The 21764-nt window shown below is 39.5% G+C and carries 16 protein-coding genes; 6 read left to right on the forward strand and 10 right to left on the reverse strand.

Going from position 1 to position 21764, the window contains the following annotated elements:
- Positions 1 to 38 precede the first annotated feature (38 nt).
- Both S4054249_RS07185 and S4054249_RS07190 read right to left on the reverse strand, forming a co-directional pair.
- Positions 39 to 398, reverse strand: a complete 360-nt coding sequence (locus S4054249_RS07185) for a hypothetical protein (protein ID WP_046358186.1) — start codon at positions 396 to 398, stop codon at positions 39 to 41.
- A 384-nt stretch (positions 399 to 782) separates the two neighbouring features.
- Positions 783 to 1043, reverse strand: a complete 261-nt coding sequence (locus S4054249_RS07190) for a hypothetical protein (RefSeq protein WP_046358187.1) — start codon at positions 1041 to 1043, stop codon at positions 783 to 785.
- 407 nt (positions 1044 to 1450) lie between these two features.
- Between S4054249_RS07190 and S4054249_RS07195 the strand changes: the two genes are divergently transcribed.
- Together S4054249_RS07195 and S4054249_RS07200 are read left to right on the forward strand one after the other, a co-directional pair.
- A complete protein-coding gene (locus S4054249_RS07195; protein WP_046358188.1) occupies positions 1451 to 2422 on the forward strand; it encodes a hypothetical protein in 972 nt (323 codons plus the stop codon).
- Positions 2423 to 2471: 49 nt separating this feature from the next.
- A complete protein-coding gene (locus S4054249_RS07200; RefSeq protein WP_046358189.1) occupies positions 2472 to 4037 on the forward strand; it encodes a HEAT repeat domain-containing protein in 1566 nt (521 codons plus the stop codon).
- A 350-nt stretch (positions 4038 to 4387) separates the two neighbouring features.
- Here the strand turns inward: S4054249_RS07200 and S4054249_RS07205 are convergent, their stop codons facing one another.
- Positions 4388 to 4858: a hypothetical protein gene (locus tag S4054249_RS07205; protein ID WP_046358190.1), complete on the reverse strand. Its 471-nt coding sequence runs from the start codon at positions 4856 to 4858 to the stop codon at positions 4388 to 4390.
- A 406-nt stretch (positions 4859 to 5264) separates the two neighbouring features.
- Between S4054249_RS07205 and S4054249_RS26870 the strand changes: the two genes are divergently transcribed.
- Complete coding sequence (locus tag S4054249_RS26870) at positions 5265 to 6899, forward strand: PKD domain-containing protein (RefSeq protein ID WP_052961153.1); 1635 nt, start codon at positions 5265 to 5267, stop codon at positions 6897 to 6899.
- A gap of 69 nt (positions 6900 to 6968) precedes the next feature.
- Here the strand turns inward: S4054249_RS26870 and S4054249_RS07215 are convergent, their stop codons facing one another.
- A complete protein-coding gene (locus S4054249_RS07215) occupies positions 6969 to 7973 on the reverse strand; it encodes a hypothetical protein (RefSeq protein WP_046358191.1) in 1005 nt (334 codons plus the stop codon).
- Positions 7974 to 8183: 210 nt separating this feature from the next.
- Here S4054249_RS07215 and S4054249_RS07220 point away from each other — a divergent pair, with 210 nt between their 5' ends.
- Positions 8184 to 10991: a tetratricopeptide repeat protein gene (locus tag S4054249_RS07220; RefSeq protein WP_046358192.1), complete on the forward strand. Its 2808-nt coding sequence runs from the start codon at positions 8184 to 8186 to the stop codon at positions 10989 to 10991.
- Positions 10992 to 11084: 93 nt separating this feature from the next.
- On the opposite strand, the gene S4054249_RS07225 is transcribed toward S4054249_RS07220, so the two are convergent.
- The 4 genes from S4054249_RS07225 to S4054249_RS07240 all read right to left on the reverse strand — a co-directional run bounded on the left by S4054249_RS07225 (position 11085) and on the right by S4054249_RS07240 (position 16005).
- A complete protein-coding gene (locus S4054249_RS07225) occupies positions 11085 to 11762 on the reverse strand; it encodes a DUF4386 domain-containing protein (protein WP_069949045.1) in 678 nt (225 codons plus the stop codon).
- 793 nt (positions 11763 to 12555) lie between these two features.
- Positions 12556 to 13233 carry a DUF4386 domain-containing protein gene (locus S4054249_RS07230; RefSeq protein ID WP_069949046.1) on the reverse strand — a complete coding sequence of 226 codons (678 nt, stop codon included), beginning with the start codon at positions 13231 to 13233 and terminating at the stop codon, positions 12556 to 12558.
- 149 nt (positions 13234 to 13382) lie between these two features.
- Positions 13383 to 14516, reverse strand: coding sequence for a helix-turn-helix domain-containing protein (locus S4054249_RS07235; protein ID WP_046357194.1), 1134 nt, complete (start codon positions 14514 to 14516; stop codon positions 13383 to 13385).
- A 445-nt stretch (positions 14517 to 14961) separates the two neighbouring features.
- A complete protein-coding gene (locus tag S4054249_RS07240; protein ID WP_080928408.1) occupies positions 14962 to 16005 on the reverse strand; it encodes a serine hydrolase domain-containing protein in 1044 nt (347 codons plus the stop codon).
- A 376-nt stretch (positions 16006 to 16381) separates the two neighbouring features.
- On the opposite strand from S4054249_RS07240, the gene S4054249_RS07245 reads away from it, so the two are divergent.
- The gene (locus S4054249_RS07245; protein ID WP_046357192.1) at positions 16382 to 17440 is read left to right on the forward strand and encodes a Kelch repeat-containing protein; all 1059 of its coding nucleotides are present in this window, start codon (positions 16382 to 16384) and stop codon (positions 17438 to 17440) included.
- 195 nt (positions 17441 to 17635) lie between these two features.
- Here S4054249_RS07245 and S4054249_RS07250 read toward each other — a convergent pair whose 3' ends face one another.
- A complete protein-coding gene (locus S4054249_RS07250; protein ID WP_046357191.1) occupies positions 17636 to 17866 on the reverse strand; it encodes a hypothetical protein in 231 nt (76 codons plus the stop codon).
- Between the two features lie 457 nt (positions 17867 to 18323).
- Complete coding sequence (locus tag S4054249_RS07255; protein ID WP_046357190.1) at positions 18324 to 19412, reverse strand: hypothetical protein; 1089 nt, start codon at positions 19410 to 19412, stop codon at positions 18324 to 18326.
- Positions 19413 to 20112: 700 nt separating this feature from the next.
- Between S4054249_RS07255 and S4054249_RS07260 the strand changes: the two genes are divergently transcribed.
- Positions 20113 to 21657: a hypothetical protein gene (locus S4054249_RS07260; RefSeq protein ID WP_046357189.1), complete on the forward strand. Its 1545-nt coding sequence runs from the start codon at positions 20113 to 20115 to the stop codon at positions 21655 to 21657.
- The last annotated feature ends 107 nt before the right edge of the window (positions 21658 to 21764 follow it).

A 21764-nucleotide genomic window follows, 5' to 3' on the forward strand; every position in this document is an offset into this window, starting at 1 on the left:
AAGTTGTTTAAATGTGCGAATTGCGGGCGCACTAACCCTTAAGAGGCAAAAATAGGGGGACGAAAAAGTGAATCTTGTACTTTGATTGGGTGTTCACGGGAGATATTGAACAACATGTGGTGATATTTAGAGAATGATACGGAGTGATTGTCTGGTTTTACATAAGCAAAAGTCATACATGCATTGGATGGACAGATGCACTCGTCCTCACAACAATCGACCTCACAGCAATCGTCTTCGTTTTGAGTACCACCTTCTAATATCTGTTGAGAGTCTGAATCAGCAACAAGCGTTAATCCTTGCTCAAAGGACATAACAAAGTTATATGCAAGCGACTGGCCGATAAAGGCAACTAACACAGCAACGATAATCAATACATGTGATACGGGCTTAAGCATAGGGCTCTCAATAACTCAATTGCGCGTACTGTAAAATATTTTATCTAACTTGTGAATAGCTATGCGATTAATGGAATATAAAGCTATGCATTAACTTTGTATGCAAGTGCAACAGTGCTGTAGGTTGTTGCACTTATAAACTATGTTGGAGTGAAGGGCTGAGTAATTTTACAACTGATGGTGTTTTCACTATGCATAAAAGTGAACTACATTACTTACCTAAGTGGCTTTAACTTTGTTTAGAACTAAAAATTAGGTCTTCTTTAAGCGTGCAATAGAGAGGGACTTGTTGGAGAGACGATCTTTTAATAGGTTTCTTAACTTTTAACCTTGTTTATCAAATAACCGAAACACAGCCTAACTTTCGGTTACTAAGTTTGCTTTTTATATTCTACCTTTTCCTTCACAAATATAGACTGGCATTCCAGCACCTATTGGATAGTAACAATTTGTATAGATGATATAGATGCCAGGGTACATTGCTTTAAACTCATTTCTAAACTTAGCTGTGGCCTGACTTTTAGTGACGTATGTGTAATGTGTACTATAACTGACTTCTCTGGCTGATGCTGTGGATGCCAATGATGCAAATAATGTTGTCGCGGCAACAGCAGTGATGAATATAGCTTTTATTTTTGAATACATATTAATTCCTTTTTTGTTTGAAAATTAGACAGTATTGTTTCTGTTTTATTAATTCAAATGAAAATTATGCATATTGGTTTTATTTTTAAAACTATCTGATTTTTTGTGCTTAAAGCTTCATGGTTTTTAGTATTTGTTTTTAAATTGATTTTTGGTGTTTTTTTCAATGGCATTAAATTAATAATAAAATTTTATTTAAAAGTTAACAATAATGTAGATGGTTATTATTTTAAATGTTGTATTAGTGTGTATCAGGGTACGTATTTATTTGTGGAGTTCTGATTATTTTCAAACTTTTATTTATCTATAAAAGGTAAAAATGAAAGCAAAGTGTAAAAAAAGTGTGTTATCTTGGTTTTGTTGCGCAACATATATACATTTGAACACTTTAAAATATGAGGATAACCATGAAATTCAAATACGCTGCATTGTTAGGCGTTATCTCTGCTATTACATTGTCACCTGTTGCAAACGCCTACTTATATAAAGATCCAGGCTACGTGGAGCGCAATGTAAGAACGATTGAAAAAAACAATGTGATTGGTCAATCACACCAATATCGTGATCAGCAGGGTTGGATGTATGTCGATCAGGTAAGCAATGGCGCAACGCAAGGGGCGTATCAAGCTGGCAACTGGGTGAAACTTCACAATCGCAACTTTAAAATGTCTATTGGGGAGCTTGAGTTTTCGTTTAATCCGAGCAAACTCGACTGTACACAAGGTATGAGCTTTAACTTTACTGTAGGCGATGACACTGTCGCGAGTTTTAAACCTAATTGTGATGACTTGCTTAATGCGTCTGTTACCTACCCAGTTGAGTACTATTTTGATCTGATCCCAGAGCCAATTAAGCCTAAAGTTGAGCTTCCGCTAGACCCGCTAGGGTTATTAAAAGTGGGAGTTAAATTTGGAGCAGGTGTTGAAGCCGGCGCTGAATTTACTGTGGGAGGTGTGATTGGCGGTCATGGTAATGAAGAGCCATACGAAGTCGATGGCGTGAGACGTCCTGACTACATCTATGCATCTGTTGAACCATTTGTTGGTGGTTTGGTGTCAAGCTCAGCCTACGGTTCATTTGGTCATGGGATTTCTGAAGCGGGTGTGAAAGGTAAGTTAAATCTGCTAAAAGTGAAAGGAAAAGGCTATGTAGAGGCGGGCATTCGTCGTGTAGTGCAGGACTCGCAAGTCATTGAGCAAGGCTTTTTAGAACTTAAAATTAGCACCAAGCTCACAGGTGGTGACGGTAAGATTCAAGCTTACTGTAAGAAGTTGTGGGGGTTACTGCAGTTTAATGTGGATGTGATGAAGTGGGATCCACTGTATACACGTGAAACCGTGTTGTACGAGTATGCAAGCCCTGTTTGGGAAAATCTATAACAACAGAAGTAGTGGTGGCTCAACCAGCCACCACTTTTGAGAAGATTTCATGAAAAAAACAATTTTTATGTGCGTCGCTGCGGTATTGTTTATTAGTTTGATGGTAATTAATTTTTCCTCGAGTCAGACACCGCATCAGGAAAAATTGACAGATACCACGTCAATGACCGAGGACAAGTCGGTGCTTAAAACATACTTCTTCGCTTACCAAGTCGATATTCACTCAGCAGTGTTGAGTGACAGCGGCAGTGCCATGACATTTTCTGAGCTGAGTTGGCAAATGCACTTTCAGCCACATGCCACAGCTTCGACAAAGTCTGCAGCGATGCTCAGCGATATTGTGTTTATGACAGATAATAAACTGCAAACGATGCCAGCCCAATTACCATTTTTGGTGAAGTATCAGTCACGGCGATTTACTGAGTTAGATATGCTTGGCTTGAATGAGCAGCACCCACTCTTTGTGGTATCAAAAGTGCTGGATTTAATGAGTTATTCATTGGAGTCGCCTCTAACATTTGAAGATGCTTTGGGTGTTAAGACTTTTCAATATATTGAACAAGAGAATGTGATTGAACGAGTGATAACTGCGCAGCAAAAATATGCAGACAATCAAGAACAGGAGCTGTGGAAAATCACCGTTAATAAAGAGGAACCTGGCTACCCGTTAACTCTAGAGTACGATAATAAACAAATTTGGCAACGTAACGGGCAGCGCTATGAGGTTGTGCAAACAGTCACTGTGACGCCAATTAAGCATACATCATTTGATCCCGTTGATTGGGTTGCCAACCACAATCAATCCATTCAACCCGCGACACCTTCGAGTCAAGCAGAGGTTAAAGTGACGAATGATAATTTTATCAGTCTTATACAGTCACTGCAGAGTAATTTAGATCCAAACTTGGCCAAAGAAATTGGTTTATATATGTTGAAAAGCTTTGATCAGAGCGAATTGAAAGCCCTTTTTAAAGCACATGACGGTTTGTCTTCTGCTTTTATTTACGCATTGCAAAAAGCGCAAACGATGCAAGCAGAGCAGATGATTTCAGATTTATTGACTGATGATAGTCTTGGTGTACAAGTCCAGCAAAAGCTTGTTATGGCACTTGGGCGCTTTGAAAATGCATCTGATGTTGGTTTTTCAAGTTTAAGGAGCCTAGTAGAACAGGATACAAATACTGTGCTGTCTGACATGGCGTTGTTAAGCATGGGAACAATGAGTAAGTTTTCACCAGCACAATCATCACAAGTAGCTGATTATTTAGCTCATCAAATGCAACATCCAAAACAGTTATCAACGGCGATTTTGGCGATGGCAAATACTAAAAATCCAGTGCTCATAGCCAAGTTACCCGAGTTACTGCATCACTCAGATGCGCAGGTACGTAAAAATACCATCAAATCACTAGGGAGAATGGCGGATTATCAAGATCAAGTGGTTACAAGTTTGTTGTCGTCTCCACAAATGGCTGAAATTGATGCGTTTGCACGTGTTTATCAGCAAGCAAATTATAAGTTATCTGCAATGAACATTGAGCGATTGGAACAACTGTATCAATCGCAAACCAATCCGGTGATTAAAAAGCGATTAAGTACAATTATGAACATGTAATTTTTCAATTCAGGATTGTCATGCCCAAAAAGTGAGCCTCTGTTTGTTCAGCAACGGGGCTCACCATATATACTCTACAACTCATTGTATGCAAATGCGTTTATATCGTTTTCATTGCTACAGTAATCTGCATCAATTTTTATGTGACCATCTGTATTGTTAGGTGAGCGTGTTGATGAAACTTTGAGGTGGTTATTACTTTATGTTGTTCTTTCTCAATCTAGTTTGATTTTCATTGATAATTCGCAATGATTTCACATAGCCAATCTTGAGACATACACTCGAGGAGGCTTGTCTATTTGAAAGGTGTTAATTCGTTATTATCTACCAAATAGACAACAGGTTATGCTTTATTGTTTAACCCAATCAATGATATAGCCAACACAAATAAAGCTCATTGGTTGATCGTAAAAGTCTGGTCTACACCCACCAATTTCTGTTGCACCACGTTGTCTTAAAAAAGACTGGGCTTGCTCCGGTGAACCACCACGTGCCTCAATGAGTACTTTATCTTTACAGTATTTGATGTTTGTGGTTTTTGTATCTGAGTGTGAAAAGGGCACATTCGCAAAGCAAGTGGCGTAGTCTCGGCGATTAGTTGAAGGGTTAGTTATCCACTCTCCAATAAAAGTACGAGGTTGAGTGGTAAGGTGGATGTATTGTTCTACACGTTGGAAAGTGCTATTCATATAAACATGGCAGCTTGCTAAGCCTCCATAGTAGTTGGTGGTAACCGTTTCAACCTCTGTTTTACATTCTTGAGCAAATGCAGTTAAAGAAGAGAAACCTAAAAATAGGCTCGCTGCTAGTTGTTTTTTCATTATTTGAACTTCCTTCTTAAATGTTTAGTGTTTTTTGAGCTAAATTGACAAATACTAAAAGTACCAATATGGGGACTTGATTTAATTTAGCAGGAGAGTTGTTGTTGAAGTAAGCTGATAAATTTACCAGTTTCGATTATTTTGCTTTTATTTTAGAGACTGTGATGATTTGCCAATTAAAGAGGTTGATTTTTTAAGTCAATGATTTGTTTTCTTTTATTTTTTAATCGGTGGTCGTTTTCACACGAAGATCAAGGTGTTCTATTGTTTATAAAACGATTTATCTTTGTTTGAAATTTACATTTTTTAGTTTATTTTGCTCTTGAAATTAACTTTGTAATAACATAAGTTTCATAAGCCTTTTATTAAAAAAGCACAATAATTACAAATAAAGGATTTTAACCTCATGACATCATGTAAAGTAATCAAGTCACTACTCCCTGTTTGCGCACTCGTCGTTGCAAGTGGTACACATGCTAGCATTCAAGATACTGGCGTGGCGCAAAAAACAGAAGTCGCTCAAGCGGTTTCTTATCAATTGAATTTAGGCCTTAACAGTGTATCAAACTCAGATAAAAATGAGTTTGAACATGTTATTAATTACCCAAACGCAAATTTTATTAAAGTTAATTTCGCGAAATTCTCACTGCCAAAAGGCGCTTACCTTGAAGTGAGCGATTTAAAAGGTAAAGAAGTTTACCGTTATGACCAAAGTGACAGCGGTGTCTTTTCATCGATGTCAGTATCAGCAGATGCAATTAAGCTTAAGTTAGTTGTGTCTGAGCCAAGCCTGTGGGAACAAGGTCATGGTATTGAAGTTGCCGATTTTTTTGCTGGCTACTCTGATACGGAGCTTGCTTCGAACGAGATTATGTCTGGTCTTGATCTGATTGAGCCAAACTCAACTTGCGGTATTAATGAACGCAGAGATGTTGCCTGTTGGGAAACATCTCATCCAGTAGAGTATGAACGCAGTCGTCCAGTTGCCCGTTTGCTGATCGGAGGACGCAGTTTATGTACCGCTTGGCGTGTCGGCGCAGGTAACCATATGTTTACCAACAATCACTGTTTTGATTCGGCGGCTGATGCGAAAAACGTAGAGGTATGGTTTAACTATCAACGTTCCGTATGTGGCTCTGGCAGTACTAATGGTACGGTTAAAGTAATGGCAGATCAGCTACTTGCTACGGATTATAGGCTAGACTATACGCTATTTACCGTTAGTAACTTTGAGAAAATCAGACAGTTCGGCCATTTTGGATTAGATGTGTCTGCTCAGCAAAAAGGACAGCGTATTTTCATTCCACAGCATGGCAGCGGTAACCCGAAAGAGCTGGCGATTGAAAGTGATCAAAATGCGGGCGGTTATTGCCAAATTGATCAAACGGTAACAGCAGGTCGTGGCTCCGATACTGATATGGGATATAAATGTGACACCATAGGTGGCTCTTCTGGTTCGCCAGTTGTCTCCGCGCATGATAATAATGTTATTGCACTGCACCATTATGGTAATAGCACGCAATGTACAACTAAATTGAATCGTGGTACGCGAATTGAACTAATTTGGCCTGAAGTCGCGACTCACTTTGGCGGGGTGATCCCAAAAGGGGATACAGATCCTGTTGATAATACGCCACCAGTTGCAAACTTCTCTTTCACGAAAAGTGCACTGTCAGTAGCATTTACTGATACATCATTTGATGATAAAGGCGTTGTCAGTTATGACTGGCAGTTTGGTGACGGCACAACCAGTCAACTGAAAAATCCAACACATAGTTATGGCGCAGCGGGCACTTATAGTGTCTCACTGACAGTGAAAGATGCCGAAGGGTTGCAGTCAACTAAGACGCAGCAAGTGACAGTATCTGTCGGTGGAGGCTGTGCTGTTGATGCATGGTTAAGTAGTAAAGTATATTTACAAGGTGACCAAGTTTCGCAAAATGGCAGTATTTATGAGGCACAGTGGTGGAATAAAGGTGACTCACCAGCCGATCATTCTTCAAAATGGGAAGTATGGCAGTGGGTACGTGATTGTAATTAACCCTACTCAAAGCTGATTTGAAAAGCCACGGTTGAGATTCAAGCGTGGCTTTTACTTACATTAACAAGGTTAGTTCGGCGTAATAAAATGCTCAATAGGGAGTGTGATCTCTGTTCTGAGTAAAGAGCGAGTGTATTTAGCATTGTTCATAGAGGCGTGATTACCACTGTAAATATAGCCGCAAACAAAGTCATAACTTTCGCGTATTTTGTCAATGATGGCTGCTTGTATTTTTGGTCCAAAACCTCGACCTCTGAATGCTTTCGCAATAATAAACTCATTGATCAGTAAACCTTTATAACCAAGCTCTGTACAAGGTTCCAACAATACAACACCAACCTTTTGTGTTGGCTGCTGCGTGAGATAAGCAATAAAAGCCAAGTTTTTTTCTACCAACTCTGCGACCGACTCTGTCTCTTCAATTTCAAGGCGTTCCTTTAAATGCGGTACATCGTGATGAAAGGTCTGATATTCCTGTTCATACCAACGCCAGTCAGCAGTCATATTAAAAGGGGCAAGAGTGATTTCATTGGTTTTGGGGATATCAATATTGGTCGTTTCAGCTCCCCAAAAACAGTCTTCTACTTCGGCGCCATGTAAATTTGCAAGCAGTTTAAAGTGTTCGCTATGTGGTTTGGACCATACGGACACGATTTCAGGCTGACACCAACTAAAAAAGCTTAATATATCAGGTAAGTAGCGTTGAAGTTCAGAGAATTCAACGGTACGCTCCCCGATAATCTCGATTAAGGTTTGGTCTTGATGATTACGGTAGATCCCAGCCAACCAGAGTGCGCCGCAAGGTAACGTTACTATTTGATCTTGTATGTGTTCATCTGGCACCGTATCAGAGATCTGTCTTCGGGCTCTGACTTCAGCAAAGCCATTTTTATAGTCATCACAGCGTGATTGTAGATCTTTACTCTCTGCATCCATCGCGGCGTTCAGATCAAAGCGTGATAAAGGTGCTATATCACAGGTATCAATAACACCTCGAGTAAGACGTTCAAGTTCTGAGTTCGTTGCTGTATCCAGTGATTTAAATTTGAGGGGGTTGTCCCTGTTGTTCATCATTAAATATCAGCCTTTTTAAGGCTGCACTCCATTTAACATTATTGTTATTGTCAATTGTATATGAGGGTAACCATATACATTTCGAAGTACTAAGCTTAATTTAAATCCATTTAAACAGAATTTTCACAACCAGCTAAACTTAGGCCATAGAGTCGCTCGGTGTATAAAAGAATAATTTTATATACGTGAGCACAAATAAAGGTTGTTGAGATGTTCGAATTAGCCTTGAAAAAAAGTGCCGTTTTATTTTGCATTACCGTGTTACTGGCAAGCTTTATAACGGCTGCGAATCCATCTAATGAGCAAATACTTAATCGAATCGAAAGTAGTCAAGGCAGCGAAAAAGTCGAGGCCATTATCGAGTATGTGCGACTTAATTTTCATTATAAAACCAAGCAAGCTTTGGCGTATGCAGAGGAGGGGCTCGCGCTTTTGGCCCAAAACCCAAGTAACGACCAGTCAGCACGGTTGCTCAGTTACCTAGCCCTAGCATATATTTCATATGGTGATTTAGACAAAGCCAATGCAACAGCGATAGAAGCGCAGCGGTATGCAAGAAAGAGTGCATTGAAAGCCAATGAAATGCGCGTGCAACTTGTCCTCGCAAACATTGCGATACGCCAGCGTAAATATGACTTGGCTCGAGCGCGGTTAATTGATGTGATAGAGCAAGTAACGTCAACCGAAGATGAGCGATTTTTAGCAAATGCTAAACGGCTCTCAGGACACTTGTATAGTAAAATTCGTGATTATGAATCGGCGCTAGGCAGTTATTTACATAGCTTGAGCTTGTATCGCAAGCTTAATGATGCGTCGCTCTCTGCATCAATTCACCAAAGTTTGGCCTCACTGTATCGCAAAATGAATTTGTACGAAAAAGTATTGTTTCACCAAAATAGAGCAATACAGCTCTCTCTCACACTCGATAATCCAAATCAACAGTCCATATTTTACAGTAATATGGGTACGTATTTTGATGCGGTTGGTAAGTTTGAGAAAGCCATAGAAATGCACTTGAAGTCTTTAGCCATTAAAAAAGAGCTAGGTTATAAACTGGGTATGATCCATACCTACAATCGACTTGGAAGTGTGTATCGTGAGGCTGGAAAGTATAAAGAAGCAGAAGATGTTTTAATGCAGGCGATTGCATTAAAGAAAGAAATTAATCGGCCGGACCCCAATATTTCAACCTTTCTCGACTTAGGACGTTTGTACATTGACACTGGACAGCTTGATTTAGCGCAGAGCTATTTAGAGCAAAGTATACCGCTTTATCAAGGTTCCCCTTGGGAAGATAGAATAGCTGAGATATATCAGGCATTGGCGAAGCTTTATGTGGTGAGAGAGCAGCCGCAAAAAGCGATAGACGCATACATGGTCGCGATAAAGATAGCCAGAGAGCATGAGAGAGAGCCTTTGCTCATGGACTGTCAGCTAGAAGTGGCTAAGATTTTTGAAAGTTTGGGTATGCACCAGCAAGCTTTAAACTATACGAAAGGGCATTTGTTTTTAAAAAATAAGTGGGAAGAGAAAAATAACCAGTACCGGATAAGTGCCTTGGCGATTGAATTTGGGGTGAGTGAAAAAGAGCGTGAAATCGCAAGTTTAGTACAACAAAATCGCATTAAAGATTTGGAGATAGAAAAACAGGCTGTGCAACAAGTAGTGTTTTTGATAGGCATGCTTTTTTTGTTCTGCTTTTTCTCATTTAGTTATTTTTGGCGCACTAAAAATAAGCAACTCAGAATTGAGCAAGCGGTATTAAAACAAGTGAGTGAAGTTAAGGAGCGGCTTAGTCATGCGCTTTGGGGAAGTGGCGATGAACTGTGGGACTGGGATCTGCAAACAGGGATGATAACAAGAGATAACCAAATGAATAAACTCTGCCTGCCCTGCGAGCAAATTGGGTCTGATTTGAGTGCAATAAAAAACAGCGTTCACCCTGAGGATTATGAACAGCTTTATGCTAAGTTTAATCGACATTTGCAAGGCGACAGTGATTTTTATCAAGTAAATTATCGCGTTATGACTAAAAGTGGCAGATGGTTGTGGGTGCTAGATAGAGGTAAAGTAACTGCCAGAGCGCAAGATGGTACGCCCCTGAGAGTCAGTGGCACGATAAAAGACATATCAGAAATCAAAGCGTCAGAATTTGCGTTGGCTGAGCTCAATGCAACGCTTGAAAAACGAGTAGAAGAACGTACCCTGAGTTTAAAGCAATCAAGAGATGAACTCGCTGAGATACTAGATGAGTTGACATCCACCCAAGCCAATTTAGTGGAAGCGCAAAAAATGGCGTCTTTAGGCCGATTGGTCGCAGGAGTCTCTCACGAATTAAATACACCACTTGGGACAACGGTGACTGCAAGCTCTATATTACTGAAAGAGTTGTATGAATTTAAATCTAAATTAGAAGGCAGTAAGTTAACGCTTAGTGATACAAAAACGTTTATTGATGTGTCTTTGTCGAGTATAGAGTTGATAGACAGTAATACAGAGCGAGCGGCTCAACTCATTAAGCGTTTCAAACAAGCATCAGCTCACGAATATGTGAGTAGTGAAAGTCGTGTTGACCTCAAAGCCTGTATTGAGGGCTTTATTGGCTTCCATGGCAAAGATACAGATGTCATGGTTAACATTGATTGCCCGGACAAGTGTTATGTCAAGTGTGACTCACAAGCGCTAGCAAAGATATTTGAAGACCTGTACTTAAATGCTTACTTGCATGGTTTTGAAGGTAAAAAAGGGCAAATATCTATCAAAGTGACAGTTGATAATGAGCAAGTAACTTTACGTTTTTCCGATAATGGTAAAGGGGTAGAACAGCAAGCTGTGGCGCATATGTTCGAGCCATTTTATACAACAGCCCGACATCAAGGGAAAGTGGGGCTGGGCTTGTACATGGTATTTAATTTGGTCACGTATGTGTTGCAGGGCAGCATTAGATACGCTCCAGAACAAGCTAAAGGTGCATGTTTTGAAATGACTTTCCCTATTGTTAGGTCACCCAAAAGTTGACTTCAATTATTATAAAGTGCCTTTGCTCAGGGGAGTGTTCGGCTGCAATAGAAAAAGGAAGCCGTATTTAGCTTCCTTGGTGGGTTTTATTAATTAAGCTTGAGCTTTTGGCTTTGCGCTTAAATCAAAGCCTTTAAAAATCATCCATAGTGGAAAGAGTAATTCGTATATGCCACCTGGGATATACATCCAAGCACCTGAGAAATCTAGACCAAAGTAGTCAAAAGCGACTTTGAGTAATAGTACTGCGTAACCTATCATGCCAAGTACTGAAATTGCTCTTGGAATTAGGCGGTATTGATATAAAGTGATGTTCAGTAAAAATCCGCACAAACCTAAAGAAAACATCCCCATTAAAAATCCAAACCAGCGCTCAGATTTAAGGGCACTGCCCATCATGTACAGGTATTCGCTCGATACCTCGGGGTTTTCAATGACTTGTTTACCCATGGCGATTAATGTCATCAGCGTTACTGCACCGGTGATCAAGGTGGCACCTTCAATCAAACGACCACTGACGTATCCGATGGCAACGCGTTCGCTGTATTGTCTGATGGTTGGATAAATCAGAATTGACATACCAATCACCGCAGCGCAGTTAATAAACTCTAATAACGCCGCAAACGCCAGTGACGATCTGTTAAGTGCAGCTTGCTCTAAAAAGTCTGGTTTAGTGAGTAGCTCATAAATGATGGAATCGGCATACATAAATGAGCTGGTTGAGATCAGGATAAGTAATCCGGCAATGCGTGTAGCAAGTAAAGTAGACATAAATAAAACCCTTTTATTTGTTTGGTCGCCGACATGTTTTATTTCAGTGTGCATGTCGACAGTGCGTTTTTAAGATGGGTCTATTGTTGTCGTAAATTGTGCCCAGATCGTCCTAATGGGCCCGTTCGGTCTTTTTATTCGTATATTTTTGAGTAGGTTATAAATGGTACCTATATATTTTTAATGAAATACAGGCAAGCAAGCTATGTTCGTTTGGTGTGTATCGCGCAGCTGCTGTTCCATTAAGTTCAGCACTGTACTGATGAGAGGTTAATGTGAACTTGCTATGGCGGTGGCCATTTTTGGTAAAAGCAATTTTAGATCTGCGAACTAGTTGGCAGTATGCGGCATTAGATTTTGTCATTAAACTGTAGGAATGTAGTTCGTCTTTAATTAATTGCATTCATTTAATTGTATTTATCTAATTATGTTGCGCGTAAGGTTATGTTCTGTAATGCGAATATTTTTATTCCCTGCCGATGTTTAATTGTCATTGTTTAAATACAAACCTTACTGGCGTGGTAGGGGTCAGTGTGGCTATTAGCATAAGACATGCATTAATAAATTGCAGTCGCTTCAATTATGACCTCATTTATTTGGCTCGCTTCTGAACGAAAGGTAGCGGTCTACAGTTCTCTATCTGAGCATTTTATTAAAGTGTTATTGCGGCCAAAGCTATGTTTTATACAGTGCTTTGTGAATTATACGGAGTCTTTCAAGAGGAGGCTGCGATGAGTGAGCTTAAAAACAGAAAAAGGAAGCCGTATTTAGCTTCCTTGGTGGGTTTTATTAATTAAGCTTGAACTTTTGGCTTTGCGCTTAAATCAAAGCCTTTAAAAATCATCCATAGTGGAAAGAGTAATTCGTATATGCCACCTGGGATATACATCCAAGCACCTGAGAAATCTAGACCAAAGTAGTCAAAAGCGACTTTGAGTAATAGTACTGCGTAACCTATCATGCCAAGTACTGAAATTGCTCTTGGAATTAGGCGGTATTGATATAAAGTGATGTTCAGTAAAAATCCGCACAAACCTAAAGAAAACATCCCCATTAAAAATCCAAACCAGCGCTCAGATTTAAGGGCACTGCCCATCATGTACAGGTATTCGCTCGATACCTCGGGGTTTTCAATGACTTGTTTACCCATGGCGATTAATGTCATCAGCGTTACTGCACCGGTGATCAAGGTGGCACCTTCAATCAAACGACCACTGACGTATCCGATGGCAACGCGTTCGCTGTATTGTCTGATGGTTGGATAAATCAGAATTGACATACCAATCACCGCAGCGCAGTTAATAAACTCTAATAACGCCGCAAACGCCAGTGACGATCTGTTAAGTGCAGCTTGCTCTAAAAAGTCTGGTTTAGTGAGTAGCTCATAAATGATGGAATCGGCATACATAAATGAGCTGGTTGAGATCAGGATAAGTAATCCGGCAATGCGTGTAGCAAGTAAAGTAGACATAAATAAAACCCTTTTATTTGTTTGGTCGCCGACATGTTTTATTTCAGTGTGCATGTCGACAGTGCGTTTTTAAGATGGGTCTATTGTTGTCGTAAATTGTGCCCAGATCGTCCTAATGGGCCCGTTCGGTCTTTTTATTCGTATATTTTTTAGTGGGTTACTAAAGTGGCTTGCTTCCTATATAGCGAAGGGGTCAATCCTGTTGCTTTTTTGAACGCAGTGTTAAAGGTCGACTTTGAGTTAAATCCGACCTCATATTGAATAGTGGACACGCGTTTATCGGTTTCTTGCAGCAACTTTTCAGCCGCAGCAATCCGATACCCGTTAACAAACTGGAAAAAGTTAGTCTTTAATCGCTGCGACAAAGTTTCTGAAATGTGGTTTTCACTGACACTGATTGCCTTTGAGAGTTTATTTAAAGACAGCTCTTCATCCATAAATATTTGCTGCTTAATCATAATATTCTTCAGCTCTTCTGATATTGAATCCATTTTATCTTGGCTCAATGTTGCAACTCTTGATTGCACAGACATGGGCTGCCCTTTATCTTCTTTGGTTAAGATAGGCTGGTTAAGTGCTAATTGTGCGAAAGCCAGTAAAACGGCTGCTTCAAAAAATGGTAAAAGCTTTAACCATGGCAATTTCCATCCAGTTAATGTTGGAACATAAGATAGGGAGTAGCAAAGCCAAACAATGCCCCACATCACCAACATAACTCTAAACCAATCTAACGATCTTGATTGTATTTCGGCAAAACGTTCCATTAATTGTTGACGATGTTTGGCATGTATTTGTAGTGCTTTGATGAAATAAAAAGCGTTAAACACCATAAATACCACCATATTTGCAATACAAGTGTATAAGGCAACTTTAAAATGCTCTGGGTTGCGTGTCGCAGGATCTGCCAAAGCTAGCTTTTCAGCAGATGTGAACCCTAGAGCAAATGGCAGCATCACTAGGATAGCGACAATAGGGCCAATCATGGCCAAGGCATAGCTTTTCTTGGATATAGAGAGGTTTGGTGACATGGTTGCACATGCGTAAAAAAATAAGGCCGGGCCTAGTAAAATACGTACTGGCATCTGCATTCCCACTAATGCAGGGAAGTACTGATACGCACCGGTATAAATGACGAGTTCTCCGCTAACATGTATAAGCAGCAAGAATAAAAGCGCGATAAGATACGTAGTTTGCGGTTGTTTAGGCTTGTTCATTGCTTGCACAAGTGCAAGTAAGATAACGCCCCACATACTGGAATAGATGACGGTGTCTAAAACATCCATAATTTCCCTTACTAGATATAGTAGATAAAACTCGCTGTATATTAAGTATGTGTAACGCTAGTGTAAAGTTTGATGGGGCTGGTTTAGAGTTTTTAATTAATAAATTTATGTTTTGAAGCTTATGATTTTAATGATTATTTTTTCCTTCTTCGCTTAAACGCTTGGCCAATTGAACGCAAAATCCTAAAGGTATCCTATTTTTCGGTGATAAAAAGCAACTTGTCACGTCGCCGGAAGCGAAGTGATTACTTATGCATACAGGTCTTTGTCCTTAGTTTGAAGTCGTATTTTGGTATTTAAATTAAACGTACATACTCTCTTTTCATTAGTGCTTTTAAAATTGATTGGTACGCCTCGTTTGTACCAATCAATATATGTGTACGTTATTACTGTTCGGGAGTGTTCTTATCTGTCCTATATTGGGTAAAAGGTAGTCTGGCTGACACTACTTTTTCATAAGGTTGAATAGTTTCATTTGCATTTCTCTGTAAATAGGCATAGTCATTGCCATCGTTTTTCCAGTCTCGTCAGGGATTAGCTTCGATGTATTGTAGACAAAAAGGTGTCCTGTTTGCGCTTCTGGATTTATGAACATAGAGCTGTAAAAGTTTTTTTGGCTACCTGTGTGTCCAATATATGTTTGATTAAAATGCTGTCGGATAAAAAAGGTGAGACCGATATGTCTACTTTTATTAGCTCCTGTATTAAATTTAGGCTGCCACATTTCTAATAAACTAGTCCGTTTTAACACGTTTTCATATGTGGGGTTGTCCTGCTCGCCAATTAAAAATGATACATATTTTGCCATATCGATTATAGGAGCGTTAATCCCACCATTTGCGCTGGTGACGCCTGTATTAAATTCAGGTCCGCCCGCGATAAGTTTCCCATTTTCAAATGCGTAGTTGTTAGAACGATACTTACTTAAATGGTAAGGAGTTGCGTTAAAATAAGCATGATGCATGCCTAGCGGTTTAAAAATATTCTTATCAATGTAGCTGTCTACGCTATCTCCTGTTACGCGTTTAATGATTTCTCCTAAAAAGTTAATACCAAGGTTCGAATAACTATATTGGCTACCTGGATTAAACTTGATCTCTGAATAGGGCATCATAGCGACAAGTTGTGAAAACTCAGCAGGCTCATGTGGTTGCCAAGATTTTGTTTTAAATGGGAAGCTAGACATACGAAAACCTGCGCTATGGGTCAGTAGATTTTCAATCGTAATGTGATTTGTGTTGTCGTATGTATTATGAAACTTTGTGATTTCAGGTAAATACTTAATGACAGGATCTGATAATTTGAGTTTCTCTCTGTCTCTGAGCTGCATAATAGCGATACCGGTAAAGGTTTTTGTGATCGAAGCCCAGTGAAATAGTGTTTTTTCACTAATTGAGTAGCCTTGTTCTTTGTCGGCCAAGCCAAAGTAAAGAGCATCGGTGACATTGCCACCTTTAATTAAGATAGCACTCCCACCAACGACTCCCAGTTCTGAAAGCTCTGACTAGAAAAACTGAGTCGCTTCCTGCCAATTTTGTGCCTTAGCAGTACTAATATTAAATAATGAAAAAAGCGTAATGAGCAATATTGGGAGTATCCTAGTCACCTTAAGTCCTTATTTTTATAGTTTTTGATGAGTGTACATTTTTCCGAGGAACACTTCGCCCATAAATAAGCATTATGAGCACTTGTTTTGCAGTCGAAGTGATATTAATTGCTGGGTGTTTAACTGAATTTCCAGTGCTTTAGCGCATTTCTATCTACAATTGTATGGGATGTGTTATTTATCATAAGCAGTGAGTTTCTATTGATCCTCTACATGACATCGTCGGTATAATTTTTAAAGCCAAGTTTAAGGAGTACCAATGCGTTTTTTGTCTGCAAAAATGAATCTAGTGTTGCAAAGCTGCTTTCTGTTAAGTGGGTTATATACGAGTAATGTATGGTCAGGTCAAAATACCTCAGATAATAGCAGCTATATTTGGCAAGAAGCGCCTAGTTTACCTATCGCTTTTCAAGAGGTTTATCCTTCGGTATTTAAAGAGCGGATCATTGTCGGGGGAGGGTTTACGCCATCTCAATCTCCTTCGTTTTTTGGACTTGGTCCAAGTAAAGACGTCTTCTTGCTGAATCCTCCAACTGGTCGCTGGCAAAAAGCACCGTCATTGCCAGAATCACGTCACCATATAGGTATGGTAAGTAATCGACATTATGTGTACGGAATTGGTGGCTACACAGGGCCAAAGAGTGATGCTTGGCAAATACAAAGAACTGTATTTAGATTGGATGGTAAATTTCAAAAATGGCGATCAGGGCCGTCTTTACCTATCCCTTTAGCCGAATCCGTATATGCGAATGTGGGTAAATACATACATGTTATCGGTGGAAAAACAATGTCATCTAAAACAGGCAAAAAAATTGATTCGAATGCACATTATGTGTTGGTTAACAATGCGTATTGGCGTAAAGCAAAACCACCTTCAATTGAGAGAAGTTCTGCTGCAAGTGCAGTGATCGGAAACAAAATCTATGTTTTTGGTGGCCGAGCTTTGGGCGAAGGGAGTAAAAACCTGGACTATGCAGAGGTATATGATACAAAAATGGACACTTGGACCGAGATAAGTTCTTTACCAGTGGCATCTGCAGGACTTTCAGCCAGTGTATTAGATGGTAAAATTATCGTAACGGGTGGCGAGGTGTTTGGTCCCAATCATCAGTGGGAAAAAGGAAAGGCATTCAATTCTGCTTGGAGCTATGACCCTGAAACAGATCAGTGGTCATCACTACCGGACATGCCGCTGGCACGTCATGGTCATGGCTCTGTCACGTTGAACAACACATTGTTTTTGATTGGCGGAGCAGCTAAAGTTGGCCCACAACAAACATTACAAAGCACGTTTTCGCTACAACGCATCAATAAATAGCCTAGCTAGGGTGAGAGAATAACCACTAAAGTGCGTGGTTATTCTTATTGTGGAAATGCGAAGCCGCGCTGTTATTCAAGCGCATATAGTCAAAGCATTAGCCTCACTTTCTTGTTAAACAATTTTCCGCGACGAATTCATTTTGGCTAGGCAAAAGGCATCGTGCCTTAAGGTAATCTGCTCTGATTTATTACCTTATCTTCTTATTTGCTTCATAGTGGCTTTACCGCCCTCAACTCTTTCGCAATAAGCTGCAGCGCGATACGCAAAGTCTTCATCGAAGCGATAGAACTGTTCGTGCCACAGTAACACGCCATTTTTGTGGCAAAATACTTCTAACCTGCCGGGGCCAGGTCTTGCGTCTGCTTTGGCTGGTATTGCTGAAACAACTGCGGTGGTTAGTGCAAACATTAGTACTTTTATCATTATATATCCTCCTTATTGAAAATGATTATCATTATCGATAGGTGGTATTTTAATCAGGTTTAGAAATTTGTAAATAGGTAATGATGATATTATTTTGGTGAATTTAAATATCAGGAGTAGGCTAGGGGGATTATCTAAAGCTTGAAATAGAAGCAAAAAGAAGTATTTTAAATATACAAAACAGGCAGGGAGTTCAAATAAACCTTCGCTTTAAACTAGTTTAAGTATTTGTTTTTTAATATTAGAATATAATTCTTCGTATGACTCAGCGTTTATCGCAAGCCGATTCGCTAACAGCTATTTAGTTTATCTTGGTAATTGCCATCAGTCAGATGTTAACGCTATTGGCGATAATGAGGTGGCCTAATGTGCATGTTAATTGGTTTTCCAAGACTTTTTATTTGGTCCAGCTCTGACACAAATTTATTAACTTTTTGACCAGAGCCAGAACATTGAATTATAAATTCGTGGTCGTATATTTATCAAACGTCATATCTGTTAAGGGAGCGCTTTGCCTTATTGCCACAGTATTGGCAGGTGTATTCGCCAAGAATACAGTTTGTGCGCCGTCAGTAAAGCTATCGTTGTGAATACACTGAGGACGTATGGCGAGCGCGCTTCCATCATTGGGTACTTCAAATATGGTAAAATGAAAATGTTGAGTAGTAACGGTGCGATAGTAGCCGTCCTCGTGATTTATATCTTGGCGTCGGCCAAGTAAAATACGAGACTTTGTAGCTCGCTCAAATACAGGATCTTGCCCAACAGCGGGTAACCAAATATGTGGAAAAGGGTGGTGTTCGACGAATAGGCCTCCACCTTTATGGGCACCAAATTGATAATCGGTTACGTACTCTGGGAGTTTCTGATCATATTGGATCCCCCACAAGTCTTGAGTAAACCCTAATGCAAATTCTTCCTTCGGCTTTAATAAAGTGCCCCCATAATACGCAAGCGTTTGTAAATATGTCTGTTGTGACTGAGGGTCATCACCATAACTTAGAACAGGAAATTCGAGCTTTTCATGATCACAGATTAATTGCCCTGTACTGCCAAAAACATTAGAAGATCCATCTAGTCCTGGGATCCCTGCACCGCTTGTCGCAGAAGTCCAAAACCCTGTAACCGAGAGTGCATGACAGTTCCCCGGTGGGTTAAGTGTCGTTTCATCGTGCAGCTTATTTAAACGAGTAACTAGGTCTGCTTCAGGATTTAGAGGGGCACGATCGCTCTGAACAACTATATTTTTAGCATGCGGATCCAAATGAACTAAGGTACCGGTTCTTATTGGGCCGAATAACCCTGTGGTGGTCAACAGTAATTGCTCGTTCGCACAGCGATTAAGCACAGCCCCATTTAAAAATTCAAAGTTATTATCTAAATCAGCTTCACTGACGCCGACATCTACATGTTTCCATCGTGCTTCATGGCGCTGATTTGCTCTATATTGTGCTAACGTTTCTCCCCCAACAATATGGTGAGGTTGTTCGCAGGCCGATAAATTTAAGGTTTGGTCACTGGTTTTTTTTGGGGTGACATGAGACATGGTATTGCTCCTTCAGTTTGACGGTGGCTTACTTTCTAGCTTGTTCTCTGGCAGAGAAAACAAAACACTATGTATAAGTTAGAGCAAATTTAAAACAAAAAACCATTACGCTTTGTTACAGCTCGAATATAGCTGTTTGAGTTTTACACTTTGCAACCTCTAAATAAGGTCAAGGTAGTGTGGTAAATAGCAATCAATATCAGTTGCCTTATTTATTTTCCGGTTTCAAGGCCGTTTGTATGAGTTTATATTAAGAGAAGAAGTTAGCTAATAGCCCTAAATTTTTTATTGGTGGGTTTATATTAAAAATTTCATATTAAATATCGAATCTCTTTGTTATTTCTTTTGGCTTTCCACGTTTATATAAATCTTCCCTTAAAACGTAGTTGGTAATAGTGAAGTCTTAGGTCGGTTTTTAGGCAACGTAAGGGGCTTCAATGACAGAGTAAAGCGAGTACCTGATTGCTCTTCCGTTAGTTGAACTTTTTTATATCTTGCTAATTGCTTATTTATTCAGTATTTGAATTTTTATAAGTGAAGCACTTATTTTTTACTTTTCAAAGTTGTTGTTAATTTTTATTTATTTTGGTTTATTTGTTTTTTAATAAATTCTATGTTTTTTAATTTGTCGTGGTTAATTATAATTTTTTTTGGTGTATTATATGTCTGTGTTGATATCTTTTAATAAAAAGGAAATAAAATGTTTAAAAGGCTAATGACGATAGCCATACTACTATGTAGTATTTTTATAGCTAATGCACATGCTTCAATATGCTATAAACCCTCTGAGCAAGAAATGGGTATGGTTCTTGACGATGAAGCCGAAATGATGCAGAGGCAATACGATCAATGTATTGCAAAGCAAAAGGCACTTAAACAAGCAGCAGATGCTTGGAGAATAGACACAGAGAAAAAGTTTATTCCTATTTTTGTGAATGGAATAATGATCCCAATTGTTGAAAAAGAAACGTATGCTTTGAATAACAAAGTGGGTAAATTCACTCTGCGCGATGATGAGTTACACTCAGTTTCAGTCTCTTCGGTCTATCAAGGGCGAGTTAAATCTCAGGTCACATTCTCGAAACGTCCTACACTATTTGTTTCAATATCAGGCTTTAAACGCAGTGATAATAGCGTGGACCCTTGGCAAACTCAGCTGGAAAATCGTATTTTGGAGAACACGCTTGAATATGCTCAATATAGGCATATGCAGGTTGAGTGGGACTCTGATGAAAATATGTATGATCAGGTACGTGATTTAGGTGATGTTGTTTATGATTTTCTAAATGATCGTAAATACAAATGGGATGTTGTGCTTGTTGGTTTTAGTCGAGGCGGTGTATTTGCCCATAATTTGGGTAACCGTATTAGAGAAAGTGATAAAATAAACAACCTCGTTACTGTGTTATTGGACCCAACTGCTGCGCCTGTCTTTGGCGATAAATACCCTACGAATGGCATTTCAGTTCCTCACGGTCAACACCGTGGTTATCTTTACTATGATGATGCCGGCTTTGCTTGTGGACCAGATTACCCTTCTGTCCTTTGCAGAAGCCAGCTTTCGACAGTTTCTGATAAAAAGATCTCCGGTTATACTAATTCTGGGCGCTATGACTTTAATACAAGTTTGATGGATCATGATGCGGTAGCTTCTAAATGGGTGAGCAATGAGGGTCCAGGAAGTCTAAACTTTTCAACGCTATGGCACGATTTAAACTTAATGAAGCCAGATGGAAGCTTTACTCAAGATGGTTTGTCAGGTTTAGATGTAGTCAAAATTTCTCGAGGCAATATACAACTTAACGGAAACTTATCATTTGACAACGATACCGTAAATCTTACAGCCCAATTAGATTTAGGCAAACTAGGTACAACCTCACTCGATATGTCGGCTGGTAAAGATGGCGTTGAAATGAGCGCGAATGTTTTAGTTGCGTCCGCTTATGCTGTGGCATCAAAAGATCGTATCGAAGCTTCTGCCTCAGTGGTTGTCGCTGATTTGGGTGTAAAACTAGATAAACATGGATTCCAAACCAAATATGACACCTTGGGCGTTTTGTCTGGTGAGGTCCAAGTCGACTTAGGCGAAGTTGCTATTTCTATAGAGATATTTGGTAAGGATTTGGACTTACAATTTAACACCGGCAAATTCGTTGTGTCGGTGGGTAAAGAGTTTGTGAGGACAATTAAAAATGTGGGTGGTGCAATTGGAGACCTATTTGGTGGGATCCTAAGTATATTTTAAATAAGCATGTTAGGGGCTGTTAGATATGGCCCCTAATAAGCCGTTAAAAATAATATCGACTTTGAATTTTCTTCAGAAATAATTGACTTTTTTATTCTAATCAAAAA

The organism is Pseudoalteromonas luteoviolacea (assembly GCF_001750165.1).
Taxonomy (GTDB): domain Bacteria; phylum Pseudomonadota; class Gammaproteobacteria; order Enterobacterales; family Alteromonadaceae; genus Pseudoalteromonas; species Pseudoalteromonas luteoviolacea_G.